The organism is Streptomyces zinciresistens K42 (genome assembly GCF_000225525.1).
Classification (GTDB): domain Bacteria; phylum Actinomycetota; class Actinomycetes; order Streptomycetales; family Streptomycetaceae; genus Streptomyces; species Streptomyces zinciresistens.
Window position 1 is genome coordinate 1 of record NZ_AGBF01000099.1, and the last position, 24592, is coordinate 24592.

Genomic DNA, 24592 nt, shown 5'->3' on the forward strand with positions numbered 1-24592 from the left:
TGCCGGACGACGTCCAGGTTGTGCTCGATGACGATGACCGTATTGCCCCGGTCCACCAGGCCGTTCATCAGCCCGACGATGGTGTCGACGTCGGACATGTGCAGGCCCGTCGTCGGCTCGTCGAGGACGTACACGGACTTGGAGCCGTGCAGCCGGCCCGCGAGCTTCAGACGCTGGCGCTCGCCGCCCGAGAGCGTACTCAGCGGCTGCCCGAGGGTGAGATAGCCGAGCCCGACGTCGGTCAGGCCGGTCAGCTTGTCCAGGACCTCGCGCTCGGTGAAGAACTCGACGGCGCTCTCGGCGGACAGGTCCAGCACATCGGCGACGGACTTGCCGCGCAGCTCGTAGGCCAGGACCTCCTCCTTGAACCGGCGGCCCTCGCAGGCTTCGCACCGGGTCCGGACGGGGTCCATGTAGGCGAGTTCCACGACGAGTTCACCGCGCCCGTTGCACTCGTCGCAGGCGCCCGCCGAGTTGAAACTGAACAGGCTCACCGGCACGCCGTTGGCCTTGGCGAAGAGCTTGCGGATGGTGTCCATCATGTCGAGGTGGCTGGCGGGCGTGGATCGCGAGGAAGCCCTGATGGCCGTCTGGTCGACCAGGATCGTGTCCGGGTACGCGTCCATGAACGCTCCGGTGATCAGCGAGCTCTTTCCGGATCCGGCGACCCCGGTGACCGCCGTGAGGACCCCGGTCGGGATGCCGACCGAGACGTTGCGGAGGTTGTGGAGGTCGGCGTTCTCCACCGCGAGCTTTCCCGTCGGGCGGCGGACGTCCGCCTTCACGTCCGCGGTGCGGCGCAGACAGACGGCGGTGAGCGTGTCGGCCCGCTTCAGCTCCGGGAAACCGCCCTCGAAGACGATCTCCCCGCCGTGGACGCCCGCTCCGGGACCCACGTCGACCACATGGTCGGCGATCTCGATGACGTCCGGATCGTGCTCGACGACGATCACCGTGTTGCCCATGTCCCGCAGCTCCCGCAGCAGGCCGTTGAGGCGGCCCACGTCGCGCGGGTGCAGACCCGTGCTGGGCTCGTCGAAGATGAACGTCATGCCGACCAGACTGCTGCTGAGGTGGCGCACCGTCTTCAGCCGCTGGGCCTCACCGCCGGAGAGCGACAGGGTCTCCCGGTCCAGCGAGAGATAGCCGAGCCCGATGCCCTCGATGCGCTCGAAGGCGGTACGGATCCCCGCGGCGACGGGGGTGGCGACCGGGTCGTCGATCCCGTCGAGGAGCTTGATCAGGTCACTGATCTCCATCCGTGTCCAGTCGGCGATGGTGCGGCCGGCGACGGTCGCGGCGAGCGCGGTGGGATTCAGCCGGGTGCCGCCGCAGCCCGTGCACTCCCCCAGCGTGATGAACCGCTCGATGTTGGCACGGCCGCGCTCGCTGAGCGAGCCGAGGTCGCGCTTGAGATTGGTCCGGGCGAAACGGGCCACGACGCCTTCGTACTTGAGGGTGGCCGTGGTGTTGGTCGTGGACACCGTCACCGTGCCGCCGCTGCCGTGCAGGAGCATCTCCCACTCGGCATCGGTGTAGTCGCTCAGCACCTTCGCGGTGTCGAAGTGCCCGGACTTCGCGTACATCTGCCAGTCCATCGCACCGGGCTTGTGCGTGCTGAGCTGGATCGCTCCCCCGTCGAGCGACTTCGTCCGATCGAGCAGCCGGTCGACGTCCACTCGGCGCATCCGGCCGAGGCCGTCGCACTCCGGGCACATGCCCTGCGGGTTGTTGAAGGAGTACGCCGAGGGCGGGTTGTACGGCGTGCCCAGACGGGAGAACAGCACGCGCAGCGACGAGTAGAGGTCCGTCATCGTGCCGACCGTCGACCGCGCGTTGCCGCCGACCGGCTTCTGGTCGACGACCACCGGGGCGGTCAGGTTCTCGATGACGTCCGCGTGGGGGCGCTGGTACTTCGGCAACTGATTGCGGATGAACCAGTCGTAGGTGCTGTTGAGCTGCCGCTGCGCCTCCACGGCCAGGGTGTCGAACACGATCGACGACTTCCCCGACCCGGAGACGCCGGTGAACACCGTGATCCTGTTCTTCGGGATCCGCAGCGACACGTCCTTGAGGTTGTGCTCGCGCGCGCCCGCGATGCGGATGTACTGCGCGTTGTTGATGTCGTTGCGCTCGACTTCTGTCATTTCAGGGCCTGTTCACGTTTTGATCGGGAGGGGAACGCCGAACCGGATGGGGGTCACGCGGTGCGGTCGAGATAGCGGTGCCGTTCTGTGTACAGCTCGGACTCGCTCTGCGCGAGCTGCCGCAGCTCCTTCACGTGGCTCTGGAAGTCCGGGTGAGCGACGGCCGCGCGAAGCGCGTTCGCTTGCTCCCAGCGGGCGATGTTCACGTACCGCTGGGGGTCCTTCACGTCCTGGGACAGGGTGTAGCCGATGATGCCCGGCTGTTCCGTCATGAAGGCCGCGATACGCGCGAAGGCGTCCTCGAACTCCTGCGGGCTCCCGGAGACCGTGAACCTGTTCACGAAGGTGACCTGGGGCTGCGGAGTGTCCTGCTGGGCCATCGTGCTCTCCTTTACGACAGGGCGACGGAAGGCTGTACGGGGCCGGACCGGGCGGTCAGGCTGTGGAGACAGGCGAGCAGGCAGCGTGCCTGGACGTTCACGTAGTGGCTGTGCCGCATCAGGGCGACCAGCTGGGCCACGGTGAGCCAGCGGTGATCCGGGGCTCCGGCCCCGTGGTCCTCCTCCGTCTCCACGATCAGGTAGCGGTTGCGGGCATGGTAGAAACGGCCGCCCTCCTCCGAGTGCACCGCGTCGAAGCGGATCCGCTCGGGGGCGGCGTTCAGCACCGCGTCCAGGTGGGGCGGGCGCGCCCCGGCGGGCAGTGCGTCGAGGCCGGCCGGGGCGCACTGGACCGTCGGGGCCAGTTCGACGACATCCGCGTACCCCGGTTCCGTGGCGGCGTGGACGAGCAGGTGCAGGACGCCGTCGATCCTGCGGGCCAGAAAGGCGATCACGCCCTCACCGCAGGGCTCGATCATGGGCTGGGCCCAGGCGCGGACCTCGCGACCGGTTGCCGCGACATCGACCCCGGTCACCCGGAAGAACCGGCCGCTCTCGTGCGCGATGCGGCTGTCGTCGCGGCGCCAGCCCGCCAGCGCCCGCAGCGGGACCCGCTCGGCGACGACGTCCCTGCGGGTGCGGACGTCGGTGATCCAGTGCAACACGCCTGCCAGGTTCTCGGGCACGTCCGCACGCTCGTCGCAGGAGCGGACGAGCGCGGCCGTGAAGTCGTCCGCCGGAGTGCCGAGGACACGCGGCAGGCCGGGACCGATCGGGCATCCATGTTCACCAGGTCCGGCTGCTGCCAGCGTTCGACAGGGGCGCCGGGCAGGTGGACGTCGAGGCCCTCGACGGAGTAGAAACGGCCCGTCTCGTGGACGAGGTTCCCGGTGCCGGGCTCTGTGTGCCAGCCGGCGAGGTCCTCCAGCGCGACCTGCCGGACCAGCATGTCGGTGTGCTGCTTCTGTGCAGCGAGCCACCGGTGGAACCGGTCGGCGGCACCGGCCCCGGTGTCCGCCACCACGGATCTCGCGATCCGCAGGTGAGCGGCGTCGTGGGGCGCTGCCGTCCCTGCCCGGGGGGTCCGCGAACGAGTGGTCAAGGCAACCCCCGGGAGTTGTGGTCGACGACCCGCCCACGATCGATTCCCGGGCTCGATACCGCCTGCAATCGCGCTCGAACGTCACTGGCAGGGGTGCGGGCGGTGCCGGGTCGCGCCCCCGGGGCCGGTCGGGGACGCGCGCCGCCGGATGGGGCGGTGGCCGGGCCGCTCCGGGAGGGAAGGAGCCGAGCGAGACGGGGGTGACCCGCTCGGCTCCCGTCGTGGGGTGTCAGGCCGTGAAGGCCGCGGCGTTCTCCCTGACCCACTGGACGAAGGTCCGCGGGGGCTTGCCGGTGACCCGCTCCACCGTGTCCTGCACCGTGTAGCCGGCCTCCGGCGGGTTGGTGCGCATCGTGAGGAAGAACTCGACGTCCTCGTCGGAGTAGCCGGTCTGACGCCACTCGGCGACGATCTCGTCCTGGCTCAGCTCGACGTACTTCACCTCGCGGCCCAGAGCCTCGCTGATCGCGCGTACCTTCTCCGGCGGAGTCAGCGCCTGCGGGCCGGTGATCCAGTACTCCTGGCCCGCGTGTCCGTCGGAGGTGAGGGCGGCGGCGGCGACGGCGGCGATGTCGGCGTCGTGCACCATCGCGCTCTTCGCCTGGGCGAACGCCTCGCGGACGACGCCCTCGTTCTTGATCGACTCGGTCCACTCCAGGGCGTTGGACATGAACTCCACCGGCGAGAGGAAGGTCCACTCCAGGCCGCCGGCTTCCACCGCCTCCTCCAGGGGGCTCTTGGTGACGTCGCCCTTGAGCACGGTCACCTTGCGGACGCCGGACTCCTTGGCGAGCTCGACGATCTCCGGGCCGTTCTCCAGCGGGGCGAAGTCCGCACCGTTGAAGCTGATCAGATGGGCGGCCGTGACCCCCTTGAATGCCTCGACCAGGGAGCTCGTGTCGGAGAGGTCCCCCGCGATCACTTCGGCGCCCGCGGGCAGGTTCGCCTTGGCGGGGTTGCGGGTCAGCGCGCGCACCGGGTGTCCGGCGGCGAGCAGCTGTTCCACCAGGGGGCGTCCGACGTTTCCGGTGGCACCGGCGATGAGAATGGTCATGGGATCTCCTTCGGTCTGACGGCCACGCTAAAAGCATTCGCGGTCACCTCCTGTCCTCCGTTGATGAGAAGGTCGGTCCATGTTGGAAACCTCGGCTCGACTGCTGCGTTTACTTGCGTTGCTCCAGGCCCACCGGGAGTGGTCGGGGCCCGATCTGGCCGACCGCCTGAAGGTGAGCCCCCGAACCGTCCGGCGCGATGTCGACAAGCTGCGGGCCCTCGGATACCCGATCAACGCGATGGGCGGAGTGGGCGGCGGCTACCAGCTGGCGGCCGGAACGTCGTTGCCGCCGCTGCTGCTGGACGACGAGGAGGCGGTCGCGGTGGCGGTCGGGCTGCGCACCGCGGCCGGCGGCGCGATCACGGGCATCGCCGAGATCTCGGTGCGGGCCCTGGCCAAGCTGGACCAGGTGCTGCCCTCCCGGCTGCGCCACCAGGTCAACGCGCTCAGCGCGGCGCTGGTGACCATGCCGACGCTCGCTCCCACGGTCGACCCGGCGATGCTGACCGCCATCGCGTCGGCGGTGCGGGACCACGAGCGGCTGCGGTTCGACTACACCGCGCGCGACGGAGCGGCGACCGTGCGTGATGTGGAGCCGTACCGGCTGGTCCACGACGGGCAGCGGTGGTATCTGGTGGCCTGGGACACCCGTAGGGAGGGCTGGCGCAGCTTCCGGGTGGACCGGATGGCGCTGCGGATCCCCAACGGGCCGCGGTTCACTCCGAAGCCCCTGCCCGCGGAGGACATGGCTTCCTATGTGGCGTCGGCTGTCACCAGCGGCCAGTACCGCTACCGGGCGGTGATCACCATGCACGGCCCGGCGAGCGAAGTGGCCCTGGAAGTGCCTCCGTCACTGGGCGTGGTGGAGCCGGTCGACGACCGCACCTGCGTGCTCCGCATCGGCTCCACCAGTCTGGACCACCTCGCGGTGTGGGTGGCCGCGTTCGGCTTCGGCTTCGAGGTGCAGGAGCCGCCCGAGCTGGTGGAGCACCTGCGCACTCTCAGCTGCCGGCTGCACCGTGCGGCCTGGGCCGAGGACTGCGCGCGGGGCTGAGCCGCGCGGACGGCGGCGGGAGCGGGCACCCGAGGTGCCCGCTCCCGCCGCCGTCCGTCGTCCGCCGTGGTCAGGACCGAACCAGCTTGTTGGCCACCGCCCGCGCACGCTCCACGGTCACGGCCTCGGCGGCCCGGAGCGAGGCGGCGGTGTGGTGGCGATCGACGGCGGCGGCGCCACCCCGGTGTCCGCGGACATCCGCGAGGTTGCCGGGGGCCCAGCGCATCGGCTGAGCGGGCTCGGCGTGCCGGGGCCGTACCGTCGGCGGGGTGATGTCGACGAAGAGGGCGGGTTGCGGTATCGCATCCAGTCCGAACGCGGCCAGTTCCGGCTTGAGTTCGTCGGTCGCGCCCTGCCAGTCGATGTCGGTGCGGTCGTAGATGGCCCAGGTGTGGCTCACCAAGGGGATGGCGAACCTGTGGGCTATCAGCGGGGCGGCGTGGTTGTACTCCCCGCCGATCACCACGTCGGGCCGCCAGGCCTCGGCGAGCTCCTCGGTGCCCCGGTAGCCGGCCGCCGAGAGCCGTGCGAAGCCCCGGCCCGCGAAGTCCATCTCGGTGCTCTCGCTGGTGGGCATGGGCAGCCAGTTCCCTTGCCGGTCCTTGAGCATGGCGTCGCCCATGCCCAGGTCGGTCACGCCGCGGGCGGGCAGCCCGAGACCGGTGACGAGGTCGAGGTTCTCCTCGGGTGAGGCGACCATGACCTCGTGCCCGGCGGCACGGGCCGCCCAGGCGAGGGGCACGCTGGCGTGGACGGGAGCCGAACCGCCTCCGACGACACACAGGAATCGCACGATGGATCTCCTTCGTTCATCTGGGACAGGGCCCCGGGCGTCCAGCGCACCCGGCGGACCCGGGGTCAGGTTCTTTCGTCCGGGTCGAGCCCGGCCTGATCCCGGCAAGAGGCCCTAACGGCCCACGGCCTTCGCGTAGCGGCGGATGGACAGCGGTACGAAGATCACGAGGATCAGCGCCACCCACAGGAAGGCCGAGAGAACGGGGTGTTGAAGCGGCCACACCTCCGGCTCCGGCCGGCCTGGCGGGATGTTGCCGAACAGTTGCCGGCACGCCTCGACGACCGCGGACACCGGGTTCCAGTCGGCGACGACCTGGAGGACCTTGGGCAGCCCCTCACTGGGCACGAAAGAGTTCGAGATGAAGGTGAGCGGCAGCAGCACCATCAGCATCACGTTGCCCAGCACCTCGGGCGACTTCGCGGTCAGACCGATTGCCGCGGTGATCCAGGAGGCCGCGTAGGCGAAGAGGAACAGCAGCAGGAAGGCGAGGGCGGCGTCCAGGAAGCCGGACCGGATGCGCCAGCCCATCAGCAGACCGGTCAGCGACATCAGAATGATCACGAGAACGTTGTTCACCGCGTCGCCGCTGGTCCGGCCGACCAGCACCGCGGACTGCGAGATGGGAAGCGACCGAAACCGGTCCACGAGGCCGAGCTTCATGTCGTGGGCGATGCCGACGCCGGTGTTGGAGGCGGTCAGCAGCATCGTCTGGGTCAGGATGCCGATGATCATGAACTCGCGGTAGTTCGAGCCCTGCACGTCGATCGCGCTGCCGAACACGAACCCGAAGAGAAGCGCGAAGGCGATGGGAGCGGCGCTGGTGAACACCACGATGTCGGGGTTGCGCAGGTTCTTGAGAACGTTGCGCTTGGTGAGGACGAGGCCGTCCTCGACGGCCTGGGTGAAGGCGCTCAACGGACCTGCTCCTCGATCTTGCCGCCGGCTGCCGCCGTGTCGGAGTTCTCGGTCAGGGCGAGGAAGACCTCGTCCATGCTGGGGCGGCGCAGGGTCACTCCCGCCAGCCGGAGGTTGTGCTGATCGAGCAGCCGGATCGCGGAGACCAGCGTGGCCGGGCCGTCGCTGACGGGCACGATCACCCGCTTGTCCGCCTCCTCCACCGTGGGCTCGCCCGAGGCGAGTGGGGCGAGCAGGGCACCCGCGTGCCGGGCGTCCTCGGCGGTGCGCGTGGTCAGTTCGATGCGCTCTCCGCCGACCCGGTCCTTGAGTACGTCGGGGGTGCCTTCGGCGATCACCCGGCCTCGGTCGATCACGGTGATCCGGTCGGCCAGCTGGTCGGCCTCCTCCAGGTACTGGGTCGTGAGCAGCAGGGTGCTGCCACCGCTCACCAGTTCGCCGATCACCTCCCACACGGCCATCCGGCTGCGAACGTCGAGCCCGGTCGTCGGCTCGTCGAGGAAGAGCACCTCGGGCTTGGAGACCACCGCGCAGGCGAGGTCCACGCGGCGGCGCATTCCCCCGGAGTAGCCCTTGACCTGGCGGTCGGCGTTCTCGGTGAGGTCGAAGCGCTCCACCAGTTCGTCGGCCCGCCTGCTGCTCTCCGTGACGCCGAGGTGGTAGAGCCTGCCGATCATCCGGAGGTTCTCCCGGGCGGTGAGGTCCTCGTCGACCGCCGCGTACTGGCCGGAGAGGCCGATCTTGCGACGGAGCTGGACGGCGTCGCTGCGTACGTCCAGACCCGAGACGGTCGCCCGTCCCGCGTCGGCGCGCAGGAGGGTGGCGAGGACGCGCACGGTCGTGGTCTTGCCGGAGCCGTTGGGCCCGAGAAGTCCCAGTACGGATCCTTCGGGGACGGTCAGGTCCACCCCGTCCAGGGCGGTATGGGTGCCGAACTTCTTTCTCAGCCCCTCGGCGACAATCGCGTTGGTCATTGGTCCTCCATGAACGGTACCTGCGCGGTGTGATCGCAGCGGCCGGCCGGTGGTCTCCCAGCGGGCCGGGCCCAGCCTAGGAACGATCGCGGTCAGCTTCGGTCCCCGATCCCCCGGGGCCGGCGCGGCGGGACGGTCCTTGGCGAATGCGCCCCGCAGACGCATCGGAAGCAGACCGGAAGACACTTCCCCCCATGACTGACGATCTGTCAATCATCATGCACAGAAGAAAAGTTGAGAGATCAAGGCGGAGTCCAGACGTCCCTGAGCGCTGGCTCGCACCCTGGCACCGGGCCAATCGCGCGGTGGCCGGAGCGCCATCGGTGTCCGGACCCCGGCGTCCCCACCGGTTGTCGTCGAAGCGGTCCTCAGCCGACCGAGAACAGCCAGACGAGCAGCATGCTGAAAACGATCACGAGAGCACTCCCGTAGAGCGCACGCGAAAGCGTCGACCGGCGCATCCAGCCATCGGGTTGGGACATGCCGAGCGGCCCGTAGCCCAGGACGAACCAGTGCACCAGGCAGAGGGCGAAGGAGATCTTCCCGAGGAAGACCATGGTCGGGCTCTTCAGGAGGGTGCGCCGGCCGTCGGCACCGCTCGAAGCGGCGTCGGGGCGGTGTGCGCGCCGGCCCGCTGGGCAGGGGGTGGGGCACGTCGGTGCGGTCGTGTGGCGGGAGAGTTACGCGGACGGCGGTCCGTCCGGTGTCACCGCCGGTTCACGGAGCGCTCGAAAGCCGTGGGTTCGGACGGAACCGACCCACGGCGACGGGGACGGCGACGGGGAAGGAGGCAACAGGGACGGCTGTCACCAGGTGTCCAGGGCCGCGGGCCCGCCATGGGGCCGGGGCGTTTCGCGGTCCTGTCAGACCTCAACCCCGTACGCCGTGAACGCATACACGCCGGGGGCATGCTTCTCCACCTCTGCCGCCACCCTTTTCCCTTCCTCTTCCCATTCCTCCGCCTTCTCGACTTGTATTTCCTGCGGCATGTGCGCATACGCGTAGGAGGAATGCAACAGAACGCCCAGGGCCTTCTCCTCCTCCTGGTCATAGCCATGGTCCGACGGTCGCACCGGCTCGCCCTCGTCGTCGGTCAACATCAGGCTGAGGCAGGCTGACTGAACGAGCCGGAAGACCACGGCCCGCTCCTCCTGCGACAGCTCCGCGCCGTCCTTCCTGGAAACGAAGAGCGCTGGTCCGTACGCCGACACGTGCACCTCACCATCGTCGGACCCTCGGCAACGAGGGCGCTGGAGAAACCGCAGAGCTGCGGCCAGGAATCATAGCCGCGCCGTCACAGCGTCAGGTGATGGCGTGGCGCGTGGCGGTCTCTCCACACGTGAACGTCCTCAGTCGGTCGGCTGCGGACCGGGGTCAGGGCGCATGTGCGCCGTCCGGGACGACGCCGGGAGATCACGTTCGCGTCGTGCACGGCAACTGCGCCCGGGGCGGCCGGACATCGCTTGCCCTGGCGCACTTCCCGCCGCGGACGTACCGGCTGAACGGCCTCAGAGTGATCGCTGCCGTGCGGCGAGGAGATGCTCCGAGCAACGAGCGGGTACGTCCTCGCAGTTCGCCCCGGCGAAGCCGTCCAGGGTCGTCGGGTCGCCCGGTCGGCGCCGGGGAACGCGAGTCGGCGGGGGCGCTGTGGGGGCTGCGAGCGTGGGCGGCTCCGCGGTGGGGCGGCGGCAGCGCTGCCGCCGCGTCACCACGCGATCACCCCCGCCACGGCTGCCGCCGCGATGATCACCACGCCCACGACGTTGACGGCCATGTCCCGTTTCCAGGAACGGCGTTCGGCCTCGACATCCAGGACGAAGACCGCCGGGTCGTGCGGGGTGTAGTGGATCGTGACGTCCAGGCCCCGCGATCCGGCGGGGTCCGGCAGCGCGGACTCGCAGTAGGCGGTGACGGCCCTGCCGTCGAGAGTCGTGAAGGAGACGACCGGTACCAGGTGGGTGGACGTGTGGCCGTCGTCGTCGGTGCTGACGCTCTTGAGCACGGCGACGACCCGGCCGGGTACGGCGGCCATGGCGTCCAGCGCGTCGATACGGCGGTTCCTGTCGCGGACGTTGCCGGGCAGGTGGTAGGCGGCGTAGAGGGCCCAGGGTCCGCAGAAGCCGACCAGCGCCCACGGCCAACCCCGTTCGACCGCGGCGACGGTGACGGGGCCGGCGTAGACGAGGAAAAGCGCGAAGGCCGGCCAGCCCAGTCCGCGCCCGCCTTCGGAAGGGTGGTCGGCGAACCGGAAGGCGTGGGGCCTGCCGGGCGGGTAGTGGACACCGATCTCCCGGCCCGTCCAGGCCACGCCGACCCTCTCACCGCGCTCTCCGTCGTTGGTGACGGTGAACTCCTCCCCCGTGGCCGGGTCCTGGAAGGAGACGACCACGGCTATCCCGTCCTTCGGCGAGCTTCCGTGCCGCGGCTCGTCCACCCGCTCGATGCGGCCCGTCGTCCGGACCGTCCGCTGCGCGCGTGTCATCCCGGCCAGCGACCTCACGTATCCGGTCAGTGCCACCGCGCCGAACACGCCGCACCACAGCACCAGATACACGTTCCAGCCCATCCGTCTCTCCTCCTGCCACCTCGGAAACCGCCATCGGGTACGCCCGTTGGCGCCCGGAACAGTGCCGCCTCGCAGTGCCGCCTCGGGGCTCACCGTGCGGGCGCGCGCCGCACCACTCTCCCCTGCCCGTCCGCCTCCAGTGAGGCCGTGCCCTCGGCGCCGGACACGGCGACCCTGATGACGAGAGAGCCGGTGAGACGGTCGGCGGTGATCTGCCAGGTCCGCGGGGAGCGGACACCGAGGGTGGCCGTGGCGTCCTCGACCAGGGCGGAGAAACGGCTGCGGGGCAGCGTACGGGGGTCGAAACCGGGAGTTCGCGTGCCGGACGGCGAGAACACGATCGACAGCAGGCGCTCCCGGACGACGACGGTGAGTGCCCGGCGGGTGTCCCCGCCCCTGGTGAGTGAACCGAGGGCCCGGCCCAGCTCGCCCTTGTCGAGGAACGAACGCCCCGGACCCAGGGCGACCGTGCCCGACACCGACGACACCACCGTCGTCGACGTGGAGGAAGCGGAGGAAGTGGAGGTAACGGACGGCCGCGCGGCCGAAGGCGGCTTTGCGGTGACGTCTTGTCCGACGAGGTCCGCGCGGAACGGCAGAACCACGGCGGCGGCACCGAGCAGCAGGCCGAGGGGCGCGACCAGGCAGAAGGCGCCGCCCTCCGGCGGCGCGGTCACCGTGACGGTCGCCGGCGCCGAATCGAGGCGAGCCGCCGCCGCCCGCTCCTCCCACTGCGGCGTCGGCCGTTTCACGATGCGCACCCGCCACGGCCGGTCCGGCGGGTACTGGACCACCACGACACCGCGCGGCCGGTAGTCGGGCAGGTCGACGAGGTTGAAGTCCTGCGTGATCTCGACCCGGTAGGAGGGTCCGTCGTCCGGCGCGACGCTGAGCTCGAACCGCACGGGTATGTCACTCGCCTCGCCACGGACCGCCTGGAGGCTCTCGACGACCGCGAGCGCCGTGCGGGGCACGGCCGCCGCCTCCCGGATCCGCCTCGGCCTGCCGGCGAGGAAGAACAGCAGTCCGCAGAGCGCGGGCAGCACCAACCCCGCGACGAACAGCGGTGGCTTCCCGGTGACCGCGCCCACGACCAGCGCGGCGGGCGACGCCCCGACCACACCGCCCGTCAGGAATCCCCGGGCGAGCGCGGCGGGTGAGTCGTGTCCGGGCGGAGACGCACCCGCGATGATCGGCATACAGGCGATTGTGCTGCGCCCGGACTGCGGCCGGTAGAGGCCGGCATGGTCTTCCGGCGGGCCGGGACCCACCGGCCCGAGCCACCGGCCCGGTCCACCGACCTGACCTCACTGCTGCGGGTCGAGCTTTTCGATGATCGAGTCGGCGATCTCCGCCAGGAGGGCGGTCTGGCCCGGCGTCATGTGGTCGAGGAACAGACGCCGCACGTCGGCGACATGCTGGGGTGCCGCCATCTCCAGGGCGGCCCGCCCTGCCGGCGTGACCCTGACGTACGCGCCACGGCCGTCGTCGGCGCACTCCTCCCGGTCGACAAGGTCACGCTTGGTCATGCGTGCGACGTGGTGCGAGACTCTGCTCTTCTCCCAGCCCAGCAGCCTCGCGAGTTCGAGTACCCGCAACCGGTCGTCGGCGGACCGCGTCAGCTCTGCCAGCACCTTGTAGTCGGTCGCGGACAGTCCGAACTGACTCTGCATCGACCGGCCGGCCTGGCTGACCAGCAGGTCGTGCATGCGCAGCAGTCCTCGCCACGCACGCTCCTCGACCGGGGTCAGCCATCGGGTTGCATCCGTCATGAGTCCAGCATATGAGAAAGTTGACACTTCAGTCACATACGAGATCAGCCGGGCCCCATCCGCCCATGGTCGGCGTCGAACGTGGACCGGGCGTCAGACGGCGTTGACCGTGGTGTGCGCAGATCTGGCTGCCGAGCCGTGGGGCGGCCCGCTCGGATCGGTCCCCGTACGGGTCCGGGTCAGCGCGCCAGCGGTGCGAGCTGTCGCCATGCGGTGAGGGGCAGGCCGCCGCCCGCGCCGATGGCGTGGAGGGCCACGTGGCTGGCGCCGGCGTCGTGATGGGCCCTGATCCGCTCGCCGATGGCGTCGATGTCTCCCCAGGCGACGACGGCGTCGATCAGGCGGTCGCTGCCGCCGTCGGACAGATCGTCCTCGGTGAAGCCCTGCCGGAGCAGGCTCTTGGCGTAGTGACCCATGCCTATGAAGGGGGACAGGAAGCCGCGAGCGGTCTCTCGGGCGCGCTCGGGGTCGGCGTCGACCACGACGGCCTGGTAGGGGGCGAGCAGGGGACCGGGCCCCAGGTCGGCTCGGGCGCCGGCGGTGAACTCCGGGGTGACCAGGAAGGGGTGGGTTCCCGCGCTGCGCCGGCGCGCGAGTTCGGTGAGCTTGGGCCCCATGGCGGCGACCACCCGCTCCTCGGCGGGAACAGGTTCCTTCGCCAGATCGAGAGCGTCGAGGTAGCTGTCGAGCGCCGCGAGGGGACGGTAGGTCCCGCCGGCGTGCCGCGCGGCGGCGGCGTCGCTGACGCCGAGGCCGAGCAGGAGCCGGTGGTCGTACGCCCGGCGCAGTCGCGCGTGCCCCTCGGCCGTCTCGGCGGCCGGGTGGCGCCAGATGCTGAGGACTCCGGTGGCGACGGTGGCGTTCTCGGTTGCCCGCAGCAGGCGTTCCGCGTCGCCCAGGATGTCACCGCCGCCGAGGCCGGGAATCCACAGGGCGCCCCAGCCGTGCTGGTCCAGTTCGGCCGCGGCCTCGTGGATCTCCACGGGGTCGGGGTGCAGGCGCAGTTCGGGGCTCCAGATGCCGGTCTTGCCGATGTGCATGGGACTTTCCTTCTTTTCTCTGGTTCTTTGCTCTGGTTCTTTTCTCTGGCGAGATTTTGCTGCCGGGACGGTGCGGCCATCGCCCCACACGTAGGGTGACACGTCATCCGCATTCCGGCAGTGCGTCCGGGCCCGGGGGCCGTAGGCGGGCCGCCTCGACCGCGGGCCACCCGGCGCCCGCGGCGCATCCCGCCTCGGGCGGTGCGGGTGCGGTCGAGGCGGCGCGGTGCGGCCCCGTGACGTGCACGTCCGGCCGCTCGCGCCCGCGGGTCAGATCTGGTTGGCGCCTCCGTCCACGAAGATCTCGGTTCCCGTGATGTAGCTGGACTGGTCGGTGGCGAGGAAGAGCGCGAGGCCGGCGACCTCCTCGGGCTGCCCCATACGGCCGAGGGGGACGGTGGTGGCGAGGTGCTCCCGGAGCTGGGTGGCCTCTTCCGCCGTCGGGGCGAGGTTGTCGAGGCCGGGTGTGGTGATGGGGCCCGGGGCGATGGCGTTGACACGGATGGCGCGGGTGCGCAGTTCGTTGGCCCAGGTGCGGGCGAAGGAGCGAACGGCCGCCTTGGAGGCTCCGTAGACGCCGAAGGCCTCGTTGCCGACGGTGCCGGCGGTGGAGCCGGTGAGGATGACGGAGGCGCCGTCGTTGAGGTGGGGCAAGGACTTCTGGACGGTGAAGAGGGTGCCCTTGACGTTGGTGCCGAAGGTCGCGTCGAAGTGTTCTTCGGTGACCTGTTCCAGGGTGGCGAACTCACCGCCGCCCGCGTTGGCGAAGAGGATGTCGATCCGGTCACCGGCGGCCTCGACGGTGGCGTAGAGGCGGTCCAGGTCATCGAGGTCGGCACTGTCGGCCCGCACCGCGGTCACATCGCCGCCGATCGCCGCGGCCGCCTCGTCGAGCGCGTCCTTGCGGCGGCCCGTCACGTAGACCCGCGCGCCTTCCTGGGCGAACCGCCGCGCGGTGGCCAGACCGATCCCGCTGGTGCCACCCGTGATGACTGCCGTCTTTCCGCTGAGCTGTCCCATTTTGCGGTACTCCTTGCTCGGGTGGTTCATGATCGAACCCACCTTCTATTGAAACTTCAACCACCATAATCCCGTATGGGTGACACGTCAACCATACGGGTCCAGGGCGCCGCCCTTCGGTCCTGCCGGGAGGTCTGCGCCCCGCCACCGCCGGGCGGCACCGGGCGAGCGCGACGGCGAGCAGCGCACCCGTCCAGCCCCGCTGGCTCTCCCCCATACCGGCACACGGGCGCACGGGCGCACGGGCACACGGGCACACGGGCACACGGGCACACGGGCACACGGGCACACGGGCACACGGGCACACGGAGACGTCGGGCAGTCGCGAGCCGTTCCGCGGAGCCTCCTTGAGGCTGGCTGCGGCGTGCCCTGCCGCATGCGCGGCGGTCTCGGTGCCGTGCAGCGAGTCCACAAGCAGAAGTCGTGCACGACGCCGCCGAACCGGGCGCCGACCGCGGGCACTCCGGCGTGAGGGAGCCGGGCGGCGAACGCCTCGCCCTGGTCGCGCAGCACGTCTGCTCGGGGGTGGTGATCAGCGGGGCGGCAGCCCCGCCGGCTCCCCCGGGCTCGCCGGCGGCGGCGAGACGGTGACCCGGCCGCGCTCCTCCTCACCGCCGGTGCACAACTGTGCCGCCGCGTGGCACAGACTGGATGCTCCGGCTCGACGTGAAGGCGTGAGGCTCCGACAGCACCCGGTGCCACCGGAACCAGCCTTGGTCCGAGGTCCACGATGTCTCCGCCGCCGTGGTGTCGGAGCCTGCGCGCCGACACCATGGGCTGGTGCCGGCCGCATCGGTGACGCATCCGCCGTGCCGGGGAAAGAGGAGAAACGTGCAGAGCACGGCGACGAGTCCGCTGATCCGTGCCGCCGGAGCGGTGGCCCTGGTCGGGGCCGCGCTGCTGCCCGGGGCTTTCGCGGCACTGCCGCTCACGTTCAACGGCGCGCAGCAGACGCTCGGCGCCCTGGGAAGCGCGGCGATGCCCGAGGGCGCGACGGCCTCACGGGGCTGGGGCATCACTTTGCTGACGGCGGCGGTCCTGCCCTTTGCGGCGATACCGCTGTCCCTGATCGTCGCGCGGGTCAGGCGCCTGCCCCGTGACGGGGCGGTGCGCGTCTGCGCGACGGCGGTCTTCGCGTGCGGTCTCCTGGCGTGCCTTGTGGCGATCGTGTGCGCGGCCGTCTGAAGGCGGCCCGTCTCGCGGGCACCCCCTCTCACGGTGCCGACGTACTGGGCCGCCTGCGCCCTGAGGCGTGGGCGGTGGCGGTGGCGGCCGGGAGGCGCGTCGGTGCCGGTCCCCGCCGTCTCCCCCGGACTTCGGTGCGCGTGAGGGGGAAGGTTGCGACGCGGCGGCCCTCGACGCACGGTGCGGCGAGGACCACCGCGGCCCAGGCGGTGACGGTGGACGCGGATCACCAGGCTCCCGCTCGCCGGACCAGCGGCACCGAAAGCCCGAGGGCCGTCGCGTTGCGGACGGAGCCCCGCTCCGACCCGGTGTGAGGGGACCCCCTCCCGGCCGAGCGAACAGCGGACGGCCGGGAACAGCCGGGAAGGGGATCAGGGCTTGCGGGCGACCAGGCCCCACTGGTCGACCGGGGTCGGGGCGTCGTCGGCGGGACGCCAGTGCGCGATCGAGCCGAAGCCCGGCGCGAGCAGTTCCAGGCCCTCGGCGCAGGCGGTGATCTCTTCGGGCTCGCGGACGAGGTAGGGCGGGTTGCCGCCGGAGTCGTACGCCTCCTGCGCGGCCAGCGTCTGCGGCGTCCTGACCGTGTCGCAGAGCACCAGGTGGCTGCCGGAGGGCATCCGGGCCATGTACCGCCGCACCACCGCGATCCCCTCGGCCGGCGTCAGATGGCCCAGGGTGGACAGCAGCAGCACGGCGACCGGCTCGTTCAGGTCGAGGGTCTTCGCGGCCTCGTCGACCACGGCGTCCACGTCGGAGAGGTCGGCGTCGACATAGCCGGTACGGCCCTCGGGCGAGCTGGTCAGCAGCGCCTGGGCGTGCACGAGCACGATGGGGTCGTTGTCCACGTAGACGACGCGGGCGTCCGGGAGCGCGGCCTGGGCCACCTCATGGGTGCTGTTCGCCACCGGCAGACCGGTGCCGACGTCCAGGAACTGGCGCACTCCCAGCGTGGTGAGATGGCGGACCGCGCGGGCCTGGAAGGCGCGGGACGCCTGGGCGATGTCGACGATCTGCGGGTAGGCGGCGCTCACCACGTCGGCCAGCTCCCGATCGACCGGGTAGTTGTCCTTGCCGCCGAGCCAGGCGTTCCACACCCGGGCGGAGTGCGGAACGTCGGACCGGATGCGCTCGCCCAACCCGAAGTCGTCCAAAGCCATGCCCTGCTCCTGTTCCCAAGGGGGCGTACGAGGACGACCGTACCCGCGGCGGACCCGGAAGTCGCCGGGTTCGCCCGCCCCGGCGGGCGGGCCGCTGCGGGCAGGCCGGAACTCGGCCGCCTGATCTCCTCTGCTGCCCGGGACCGGCGGCTCGCGTTCGAGTGCCGAACGACTCGGGACCTCTGAGACGCTCTCGCCGCAGCCGCGCCACGGTCAGGCCCGGTGAGGCGATACCGGCGGCGCGAGGAGCGACCGCACTGCGCGGGCACGGTTCCAGGTCGTGTGTCACCGACCCCGAAGGGGTTCAGGTTCGGAGACCGCCGACAACGCCTGCTGCTCCGATTCTGATTCTGACGCGAACTCGTCGTGCCGTGGCGGTCATTCGGCAACCCAGACCGGCGGTTTTCCCTTCTTGACGTTTCTCAGTACGTGTCGTTCGAGCACGACAGCGCGGGTGGCCACCCAGGTCGCGTACACGTGGTACTCGGGATCGTCCTTTCTCAGCTTCCGCTTCCTGATGCTCTCCCCCATCATCAGCATTGCCCCCTCCGCCTTGTTGACGATCCACCGCAGGTACTCGATGGTCGTCATGTTGAGTACGGGAGCCTCTTCCTGGAGCCTGGCGAAGACCTCCGGGGGGAGATGGCCGAAGCGGCGTTCAGAGAATCGCTGGCGTATCCATGTTCCGTCGATCTCCTCGACTTGCCAGCCTCCGCCGCACTCGTCGTCCAAGGCGAACTGTTCCGTCATCTGGCCTCCCAGGCAGGACGGTCGGCTGCACTGCCGCTGCGTGTGCGGCACAGGCCCTCGGAGTCAGCCGGTGAGGGAGCCCGGCGGCAGCGCTGCGGTCATCGCGGGGGGTGCGCTCTGTTTCGTCGTGCCGGCTGACACTGGCGCCGACGATCACGCCTCGGGAGTTGGACGATCACGCCTCGGGAGTTGACGGCGTGCACGCTCTCCTCCCGCACGCTCGTCCCGACAGGCGTGCCTGCCGGGACGAGCACGCCGGGACGTCCCCCGACTTGCCCGGCGGTACGTCCAGTCTGGGGCTTCCACTCGCCGAATGGAACAAGTTTCTAGAATATTTTTCGCCTTCCTCTTGGCGGTCGCCTACGATGGCGCGCATGGGCAGCAAGCAGCACCGCGGCGAAGTCACCGTCGAGCGGATCCTGGACGCCGCCTTGCGTGCCTACCTCGCCGAGGGCGAAAGCGGGTTCACCGTCACGGCGGTCCTGGACCTCAGCGGTGTCAGCACAGGGAGCCTCTACCACCACTTCGGCAGCCTCCAGGGCCTGCGCACCGCCCTCGCGGAACGCTGGACGGGCGCGCTCATCGTCGAAATGACCAACGCCCTGCAGCGGCACGACAACGCCCGGGACGCCGTGCACGCGCTCGTCGGGGCCTACTTGCGCTTCGTCCTCGACAACCGCGACGCAGCGCTGTTCCTGCACATGGCCGACACCGACCGGGAGACCATGGCGCGGGGCAGAGAGCTCCGCGACCTCCAGGAAGCGCGCCTCTCCCCGCTGGCACAGTGGGCCCGGGAAGGCATCGCCTCGGGCGAACTCGCCGACCTGCCGCTCCCCTTGATCGAGTCCCTGCTGCTCGCCCCCGTCGTGGGAACCGCACGCCGCTGGCTCTCCGGCATCCACGACATGGACCTCACCGAAGCGGCACGCATCCTGCCCGAGCGGATCTGGCTGTCGATCAGCGCCGACCCGGCAACAGCACGCGGCTGACACCCCGGGCCGGGCGGGGGTTCACGCGGCCGGGGGTTCAAGCGGCCGGGGCCGAACCGGCCTCCGCCGGCCGACCGGGCGCCGGAGAGCGCCGACCCCGGATCCGGCGGCCGGCGGGGCGGCAGCCGGGTGAGATCAGTCGCCGGATTCCCCGGCCGCACGCTCCAGTCGGTTCCGGTGCTCCTCCCACCATGTCCGGTCCCCCGGCGGCAGGTTGTCGTTGCCCTGCGCGTAGCCGACGGATCCGTCGATGAGTTCTCGCAGGATGTCAGCGTGGCCGGTACGCGGAGAGCCCGTCGAGCTTCCACAGCAGGGCGTCACGCGCGTCTTGGAGGTATCGGAGAAGGTCCGCTTTCGGGTTCGGTTCGGTCATGCCGGTCAGTCTTCCAGCCGGCACGCGCACCTGCTGCGCCTGCGCGGACACCCTCTGCCGCCGGCCCGCGGAGGGATCTTGGATAGGGTGACGAACGCTCCGATTGCCGGAGCTTCACAGCGCCGCCGCAGAGAGCACCGAGGCAGACGTACAGCACGGCATGTCACCGTACGCGTGCCCTGCGTACACAGCTGCGGCGTGATCCGAATGGGGTGGGAATGTCCAGACACCGGCTGTCCAGAAGAGGCCGCTACATCGCGTGGGCCACGGCGAGCGTCGTCGTCGTGGCCGGCGCCGGCATCGCCGCGCAGACGTCCATGGCCGCGTCGAGCTGGCCGGCGCAGAAGACGTACACGGGGCGGGCGTTCGACACCTGCGCGGCACCCTCGCTCGCCGCGATGAAGGCGTGGAACACCGGATTCTACGGAGCCGCGGCGGTCTACATCGGCGGCAAGAACCGCGGCTGCGCCCAGGCCAACCTCACCGCCTCCTGGGTGAAGTCCGTCAGCACCGCCGGCTGGAAACTGATCCCCCTGTACGTCGGCGCCCAGCCGCCCTGCCAGACCAGCAGGAACCCCGAGCGGTTCACCGCCTCCACGGCGGCGTCCGTCGGGGCGAGCAACGCCAACGACGCCGTCGCCAAGGCGACCGCGCTCGGCATGAAGCCGGGCAGCCCCATCTACCTCAACATGGAGTCGTACGACATCACGAACAAGGCGTGCAACGACGCCACCCTGACGTACGTGCGCTCCTTCACCAAGACCCTGCGGGTCAAGACGTACCGCGCCGGTCTCTACGGCTTCAGCAGTTCCAGTGCCAAGGCGATCGCCACCGCCACGAACCGCACGGACCTGCCGGGCAACCTCTGGTACGCCCTGTGGAACAACAAGAACACCACCACCGCCGACTGGCCCTGGGACCCGAAGCTGTACACCAACCACAGCCGCGCCCACCAGTACATGGTCAACAGCAAGGAGACCCGCGGCGGTTACACGATCACCGTCGACCGCAACGCCTGGGACGCCCCGGTCGCCATCACCGGATAGCGGTCCTGTCCCCCTGCGGACGGAATCCGCGGTGTCCCCCCGGGAGGGTAAGAACCCGGCCGGGCGGACACCGCGGGCCGGCGGCCGCGGGCGCCCGCGCGGCGGATCACCGGCCGCGACCGGCCTGGGTCAGCCGAAGAACACCTCGAACTCGTCGTAGAGCGAGGCGTCCACCGTCTTCGTCCTCGTACGGGTGTCGGGGAGGGGACCGCGGACGATACGGGTGCCGCGCAGGGCCACCATGGTGCCGAAGTCGCCCTCCTGCACGGCGTCCACGGCATGCAGGCCGAAGCGCGTGGCGAGCCAGCGGTCGAAGGCGCTCGGCGTACCGCCGCGCTGGATGTAGCCGAGGACCGTCGTGCGGGCGTCCTTCCCGGTCCGCTGCGCGATCTCACGGGCCAGCCACTCACCCACACCGGAGAGCCGTACGTGGCCGTACTCGTCCCGCGACCGGTCCTTGAGGATCATCTGGCCCTCCCTGGGCACGGCCCCCTCGGCGACGACGACGATCGGCGCGTAGTTGAACCTGAATCGGCTCTGCACCCAGGCGCAGACCTGCTCGATGTCGAACGGCCGCTCGGGGACCAGGATCGCGTTGGCACCGCCCGCGACACCGGCGTGCAGGGCGATCCAACCGGAATGCCGTCCCATCACCTCCACCACCAGGGTCCGCATGTGCGACTCGGCGGTGGTGCGGAGACGGTCGATGGCCTCGGTCGCGATGCCGACGGCCGTGTCGAATCCGAAGGTGTAGTCGGTGCCGGCCACGTCGTTGTCGATGGTCTTCGGCACCCCGACGAGTCGCAGTCCCTCACAGCTGAGCTCACCGGCCGCGCCGAGCGTGTCCTCGCCGCCGATCACGACGAGGGCGTCGACCCGGTGTGCGGCGAGGGTGCGCCGGATGCGCCGTACGCCGTCGTCGTGCTTGAACGGATTGGTGCGGGAGGAACCGAGGATGGTCCCTCCCCGGGGGAGGATCCCCCGCACGCTCGCGACGTCCAGCGGTACGACGTCGCCGCGCAGCGCCCCGAGCCAGCCGTCGCGCAGGCCCACGAAGTCGAAGCCGTACTCCTGGACGCCCTTGCGGACGACGCTGCGGATCACGGCGTTGAGGCCGGGACAGTCACCGCCGCCGGTCAGTACTCCCACCCGCATGGCCGCTTCCCTTCTCCGCACGACGTGACGTCACGGCAACACCCTGAGGTCCCGCCGACTGCTGCGCCCCTCACGGGTGAGGCCGAAGAACGTGCGGCTCTCCCTCCATCGTGGGCGACGGATCACGAGCGTGCGACTCGCTCCGCCACCGGCCTTCGGGCCCGCCCTGGAGTCGTCGGCGCGCCCCGGTGCGCGGCCTCTACCGGTCTGCCGCGGTGATCCTGCGGCCGGTGAGGCTCGTGGGGCGGATCGACACCCACATCTCGCGTGCGCCGCACGGCCAGGGGGTGGTGTGGGCCCGCTCGGCCAGCCCGCACACGGCCTCGGGTTCCGTGAGCTCCTCGCGGGTCCGACCGCGAGGAGCTCCTCCGGATATGCCGGCTACCCGGGCGCCGGCCGGTCGCGGCGCGCCGTCTCCTCGCGGCCGAGTGCCCGCCTGCGGCGCTCGGCGGCCACGCGCCGGCCGATGTCCCTGCGCTCGCCGGACGGGCCGCCCGGGGTCGGTGGAGCCGTCACACCGGGACGGTGACGACGGGGCAGCGGGCGTGGTGCAGGACCCCCTGGCTCACCGAGCCGAGGAGCATGCCCGTGAACCCACCGTGTCCGCGCGTGCCCACGACCAGGCAGAGAGCGTGTGCGGAGGCTTCCGTCAGGACGCCCACCGGGTGACCGCGGGCGACTTCGTGATGCAGTTCCACCTGCGGGTACGTCGCCGTGCGCCCCGCCACGGTCTCGTACAGCACCCGGCGGCACTCCCGCAGCGCGGCGGCCTCGTCCAGGACGCCGAGCAGCGGGGGATGCCAGACGTACAGGGCCCTGAGGGCCGCGTCGCGCAGGGCCGCCTCCTCGAACGCGACATCCACCGCGGCCGAGGAATGCGGGCTGCCGTCGACGCCGACGACGACGTAGGCGGGCTGCTGTGTGACGTGCTCCGGCTCCGGCACGACCACGACCGGGCAGGGGGCGTGGGCGGTGAGCGGAAGCGCCACCGAGTTCGAGCCGAACAGTGCACCGCGGTGGTTCAGGTGCCAGGAGCCGACGACGGCCATCGACGCGCTCCGGGCCTGCTCGCGCAGCACCCGGGCGGTCTCCCCGTCCTCCAACGCGGCCGTGACCTCCACCGACGGCCGCCGGGAACGGACGAAGGCGGCCGCCTCCCTGAGCGCCCGTTCCCCGGTGGAGCGCGGCGTCCGGTTCCCCTGCTCCCGGGCAGGCCGCGCCTCGCCGGGCCCGTGGCCGGCGGAGGGCAGCGCCCTGACGTGCACGAGCCGCAGCGGCAGCCCCCGCCGGTCCGCCTCGTCGGCGGCCCAGGCGAGGGCCAGCCGCTTCGCGGGGTCGGGGTCGACACCCACGACGATGGGCCGGCGTCCGTACGCTTCGCCCATGGCGCCTCCCGGTGATCTCCGAGTCGCCGTCCGTCCGCTCCCCCTCCAGCCTGGCGCCTTTCGCCGTGTGCCGCACGCCGCACGCCGCGGACCCGGCGGACCCGGCGGACCCGGTCCGAGGGGGTCGCCCCGGGTGCCGGGCGGACCGGGCCGACCGGCCCATGCGTCTGACGCCCGCCGGGCGGAGAGTGGTAGCAGGACCGCACACCACACGAGGAGGCGGAAGCCATGTGGCACCGGATGGTGAGCGACCTCATGACCACACCGGTCGTGAGCGTGCGCCGGGGCACCGGCTTCAAGGAGATCGCCAAGCTGCTCGCCGAGCACGGCATCACCGCCGTACCGGTCGTGGACGACGACGAACGGGCCGTCGGGGTGGTCTCCGAGGCGGATCTGCTGCGCAAGGAGGCGGCCCAACTGGATCCGGCCGGCCTGCTGCCGGTCCTGCGTCCGGGGCCCACCGACCGCGCGAAGGCGCGGGCCACGACCGCCGAAGGCCTGATGAACAGCCCCGCCGTGACGGCCAGAGCGCAGTGGACGGCGGTGGAGGCGGCCCAGGTCATGGAGCGGCACCACGTCAAACGGCTGCCGGTGGTCGACGAGGCCGGCCGGCTGGTGGGCCTGGTCAGCCGCGCTGACCTGCTGCGGGTCTTCCTCCGGGGCGACAGCGCCATCCGGGAGGAGATCTCCGGAGAGGTGCTCCTGCGCACGCTCGGCATCACCCCCGGCACGGTCGCCGTGCGCGTCGTCGACGGCAGGGTGTCGCTGAAGGGCACCGTGGAGCGCCGGTCGCTCGTGCCGGTGGCCGTGCGCCTGTGCCAGGGCGTCGACGGTGTCGTCGACGTCTCGGCGGAGCTGCACCACAGGGTGGACGACAGCTCCGCCGCCGGGGAACCTGCGGCGTCACGCCGCACCGGACTGGCCACCTGAGCGCAAGCGTCGAGGCCGGGACGAGGTGATCGGACATGACCGGCTCCCCCTGCAAGGTGAGCGATGTGATGACCCAGACGGTCGTGGCCGTGGGGCGTGACGCTCCGTTCAAGAAGATCGCGCGGACGATGGCGGAGTGGCAGGTCAGCGCGTTGCCGGTGCTGGAGGGCGAGGGACGCGTCATCGGCGTCGTCTCCGAGGCCGATCTCCTGCCCAAGGAGGAGTTCCACGACGACGAGGAGCGGCGTTCCCCTCCGCGGCAGCGCCTGGCCGAGGTCGCGAAGGCCGGCGCGACCCGGGCGGCGGAACTCATGAGCACGCCCGCCGTCACGGTCCACGCGGACGCCACCCTCGCCCAGGCGGCGAGGATCATGGCGGTCCGGCACGTCAAGCGGCTGCCCGTGGTCGACGGCATCGGCATGCTCCAGGGCATCGTCAGCCGGGCCGATCTGCTGAAGGTGTTCCTGCGGCCGGACGACGAGATAGCCGACGAGGTCCGCCGCACGGTGGTGTCCACCCTGTATCCGGCGGACGCGCGGTCCCTGGAGGTCACGGTGCACGAGGGCGTCGTCACCCTGCGCGGACACGTGCGCGACACCGCGCTCGTCCCCCTGGCCGCCCGCCTGATCCGCGCCGTCGAAGGAGTGGTGGACGTCGAGCCGCGGCTCACCGGCCACGAGACGGCGTGAGACCGCAGGGGGGACTCCACGGGCGACGGGAGCTCCGGGCGCCTGCGACGCCGGGCCGTCGGCAGGGCGGCCGCCGCGACCCTGACCGCGGCGCCGGCGGGTGCCGGGGCCCG

General features: G+C 71.1%; 26 protein-coding genes and 1 pseudogene. 7 read left to right on the forward strand and 20 right to left on the reverse strand.

Annotated features, from left to right (window positions below):
* The 5 genes and pseudogenes from SZN_RS23230 to SZN_RS23245 form a co-directional block, all read right to left on the reverse strand.
* On the reverse strand, nucleotides 1-2147 hold a 2147-nt coding region (locus tag SZN_RS23230), incomplete at its 3' end, for an ATP-binding cassette domain-containing protein (protein ID WP_007499271.1).
* A 53-nt stretch (nucleotides 2148-2200) separates the two neighbouring features.
* Nucleotides 2201-2527, reverse strand: coding sequence for an antibiotic biosynthesis monooxygenase family protein (locus SZN_RS23235; protein ID WP_007499273.1), 327 nt, complete (start codon nucleotides 2525-2527; stop codon nucleotides 2201-2203).
* 11 nt (nucleotides 2528-2538) lie between these two features.
* Complete coding sequence (locus tag SZN_RS40550) at nucleotides 2539-3213, reverse strand: NDP-hexose 2,3-dehydratase family protein (RefSeq protein ID WP_007499275.1); 675 nt, start codon at nucleotides 3211-3213, stop codon at nucleotides 2539-2541.
* Between the two features lie 161 nt (nucleotides 3214-3374).
* Nucleotides 3375-3476: pseudogene (locus SZN_RS42750) on the reverse strand (hypothetical protein); the annotation flags it as partial.
* Nucleotides 3477-3858: 382 nt separating this feature from the next.
* Entirely contained in the window at nucleotides 3859-4683 is an 825-nt protein-coding gene (locus tag SZN_RS23245; protein WP_007499278.1) for an NmrA family NAD(P)-binding protein, read from the reverse strand.
* Between the two features lie 79 nt (nucleotides 4684-4762).
* Here SZN_RS23245 and SZN_RS23250 point away from each other — a divergent pair, with 79 nt between their 5' ends.
* Nucleotides 4763-5737: a helix-turn-helix transcriptional regulator gene (locus tag SZN_RS23250; protein WP_043732581.1), complete on the forward strand. Its 975-nt coding sequence runs from the start codon at nucleotides 4763-4765 to the stop codon at nucleotides 5735-5737.
* 70 nt (nucleotides 5738-5807) lie between these two features.
* Here the strand turns inward: SZN_RS23250 and SZN_RS23255 are convergent, their stop codons facing one another.
* The 10 genes from SZN_RS23255 to SZN_RS23300 form a co-directional block, all read right to left on the reverse strand.
* Nucleotides 5808-6530: a glycosyltransferase family protein gene (locus SZN_RS23255; protein WP_007499282.1), complete on the reverse strand. Its 723-nt coding sequence runs from the start codon at nucleotides 6528-6530 to the stop codon at nucleotides 5808-5810.
* A gap of 114 nt (nucleotides 6531-6644) precedes the next feature.
* Nucleotides 6645-7448, reverse strand: coding sequence for an ABC transporter permease (locus SZN_RS23260; protein ID WP_007499284.1), 804 nt, complete (start codon nucleotides 7446-7448; stop codon nucleotides 6645-6647).
* Entirely contained in the window at nucleotides 7445-8422 is a 978-nt protein-coding gene (locus SZN_RS23265) for a daunorubicin resistance protein DrrA family ABC transporter ATP-binding protein (protein ID WP_007499286.1), read from the reverse strand. The genes SZN_RS23260 and SZN_RS23265 overlap by 4 nt, the downstream gene beginning before the upstream one ends.
* Before the next feature lie 368 nt (nucleotides 8423-8790).
* Entirely contained in the window at nucleotides 8791-8979 is a 189-nt protein-coding gene (locus SZN_RS23270) for a hypothetical protein (protein WP_007499288.1), read from the reverse strand.
* A 306-nt stretch (nucleotides 8980-9285) separates the two neighbouring features.
* The gene (locus SZN_RS23275; protein ID WP_043732584.1) at nucleotides 9286-9639 is read right to left on the reverse strand and encodes a hypothetical protein; all 354 of its coding nucleotides are present in this window, start codon (nucleotides 9637-9639) and stop codon (nucleotides 9286-9288) included.
* Nucleotides 9640-10127: 488 nt separating this feature from the next.
* Nucleotides 10128-10988: a DUF3592 domain-containing protein gene (locus SZN_RS23280; protein ID WP_007499293.1), complete on the reverse strand. Its 861-nt coding sequence runs from the start codon at nucleotides 10986-10988 to the stop codon at nucleotides 10128-10130.
* 89 nt (nucleotides 10989-11077) lie between these two features.
* On the reverse strand, nucleotides 11078-12187 hold the full coding sequence (locus tag SZN_RS23285; protein ID WP_007499294.1) for a hypothetical protein: 1110 nt from the start codon (nucleotides 12185-12187) through the stop codon (nucleotides 11078-11080).
* Nucleotides 12188-12295: 108 nt separating this feature from the next.
* Nucleotides 12296-12697, reverse strand: a complete 402-nt coding sequence (locus SZN_RS23290; protein ID WP_007499297.1) for a MarR family winged helix-turn-helix transcriptional regulator — start codon at nucleotides 12695-12697, stop codon at nucleotides 12296-12298.
* A gap of 242 nt (nucleotides 12698-12939) precedes the next feature.
* A complete protein-coding gene (locus tag SZN_RS23295) occupies nucleotides 12940-13800 on the reverse strand; it encodes a TIGR03620 family F420-dependent LLM class oxidoreductase (RefSeq protein WP_007499299.1) in 861 nt (286 codons plus the stop codon).
* A gap of 270 nt (nucleotides 13801-14070) precedes the next feature.
* Entirely contained in the window at nucleotides 14071-14820 is a 750-nt protein-coding gene (locus SZN_RS23300; protein WP_043732587.1) for a glucose 1-dehydrogenase, read from the reverse strand.
* Nucleotides 14821-15243: 423 nt separating this feature from the next.
* Between SZN_RS23300 and SZN_RS41520 the strand changes: the two genes are divergently transcribed.
* Entirely contained in the window at nucleotides 15244-15411 is a 168-nt protein-coding gene (locus SZN_RS41520) for a hypothetical protein (RefSeq protein WP_007499302.1), read from the forward strand.
* A gap of 240 nt (nucleotides 15412-15651) precedes the next feature.
* Nucleotides 15652-16005 (forward strand): hypothetical protein, encoded by a 354-nt coding sequence (locus tag SZN_RS23305; RefSeq protein WP_007499304.1) that lies wholly within the window; start codon nucleotides 15652-15654, stop codon nucleotides 16003-16005.
* A gap of 371 nt (nucleotides 16006-16376) precedes the next feature.
* Here SZN_RS23305 and SZN_RS23310 read toward each other — a convergent pair whose 3' ends face one another.
* Both SZN_RS23310 and SZN_RS23315 read right to left on the reverse strand, forming a co-directional pair.
* Entirely contained in the window at nucleotides 16377-17162 is a 786-nt protein-coding gene (locus SZN_RS23310) for an SAM-dependent methyltransferase (protein ID WP_043732590.1), read from the reverse strand.
* A gap of 378 nt (nucleotides 17163-17540) precedes the next feature.
* The gene (locus SZN_RS23315) at nucleotides 17541-17912 is read right to left on the reverse strand and encodes a hypothetical protein (RefSeq protein ID WP_007499308.1); all 372 of its coding nucleotides are present in this window, start codon (nucleotides 17910-17912) and stop codon (nucleotides 17541-17543) included.
* 374 nt (nucleotides 17913-18286) lie between these two features.
* Between SZN_RS23315 and SZN_RS23320 the strand changes: the two genes are divergently transcribed.
* On the forward strand, nucleotides 18287-18901 hold the full coding sequence (locus SZN_RS23320; protein ID WP_043732593.1) for a TetR/AcrR family transcriptional regulator: 615 nt from the start codon (nucleotides 18287-18289) through the stop codon (nucleotides 18899-18901).
* Between the two features lie 591 nt (nucleotides 18902-19492).
* The gene (locus SZN_RS23325) at nucleotides 19493-20320 is read left to right on the forward strand and encodes a glycoside hydrolase domain-containing protein (protein ID WP_007499312.1); all 828 of its coding nucleotides are present in this window, start codon (nucleotides 19493-19495) and stop codon (nucleotides 20318-20320) included.
* A gap of 129 nt (nucleotides 20321-20449) precedes the next feature.
* Here SZN_RS23325 and SZN_RS23330 read toward each other — a convergent pair whose 3' ends face one another.
* From SZN_RS23330 to SZN_RS23335, 3 genes are all read right to left on the reverse strand, one after another.
* Nucleotides 20450-21475 (reverse strand): 6-phosphofructokinase, encoded by a 1026-nt coding sequence (locus tag SZN_RS23330; RefSeq protein WP_007499314.1) that lies wholly within the window; start codon nucleotides 21473-21475, stop codon nucleotides 20450-20452.
* A gap of 381 nt (nucleotides 21476-21856) precedes the next feature.
* The gene (locus tag SZN_RS43235; protein WP_279627035.1) at nucleotides 21857-21991 is read right to left on the reverse strand and encodes a hypothetical protein; all 135 of its coding nucleotides are present in this window, start codon (nucleotides 21989-21991) and stop codon (nucleotides 21857-21859) included.
* Nucleotides 21988-22860, reverse strand: coding sequence for a universal stress protein (locus SZN_RS23335; RefSeq protein WP_007499317.1), 873 nt, complete (start codon nucleotides 22858-22860; stop codon nucleotides 21988-21990). The genes SZN_RS43235 and SZN_RS23335 overlap by 4 nt, the downstream gene beginning before the upstream one ends.
* A gap of 228 nt (nucleotides 22861-23088) precedes the next feature.
* On the opposite strand from SZN_RS23335, the gene SZN_RS23340 reads away from it, so the two are divergent.
* On the forward strand, nucleotides 23089-23790 hold the full coding sequence (locus SZN_RS23340; RefSeq protein ID WP_007499320.1) for a CBS domain-containing protein: 702 nt from the start codon (nucleotides 23089-23091) through the stop codon (nucleotides 23788-23790).
* Between the two features lie 35 nt (nucleotides 23791-23825).
* Nucleotides 23826-24479 (forward strand): CBS domain-containing protein, encoded by a 654-nt coding sequence (locus SZN_RS23345; RefSeq protein ID WP_007499322.1) that lies wholly within the window; start codon nucleotides 23826-23828, stop codon nucleotides 24477-24479.
* Nucleotides 24480-24592 lie beyond the last annotated feature (113 nt).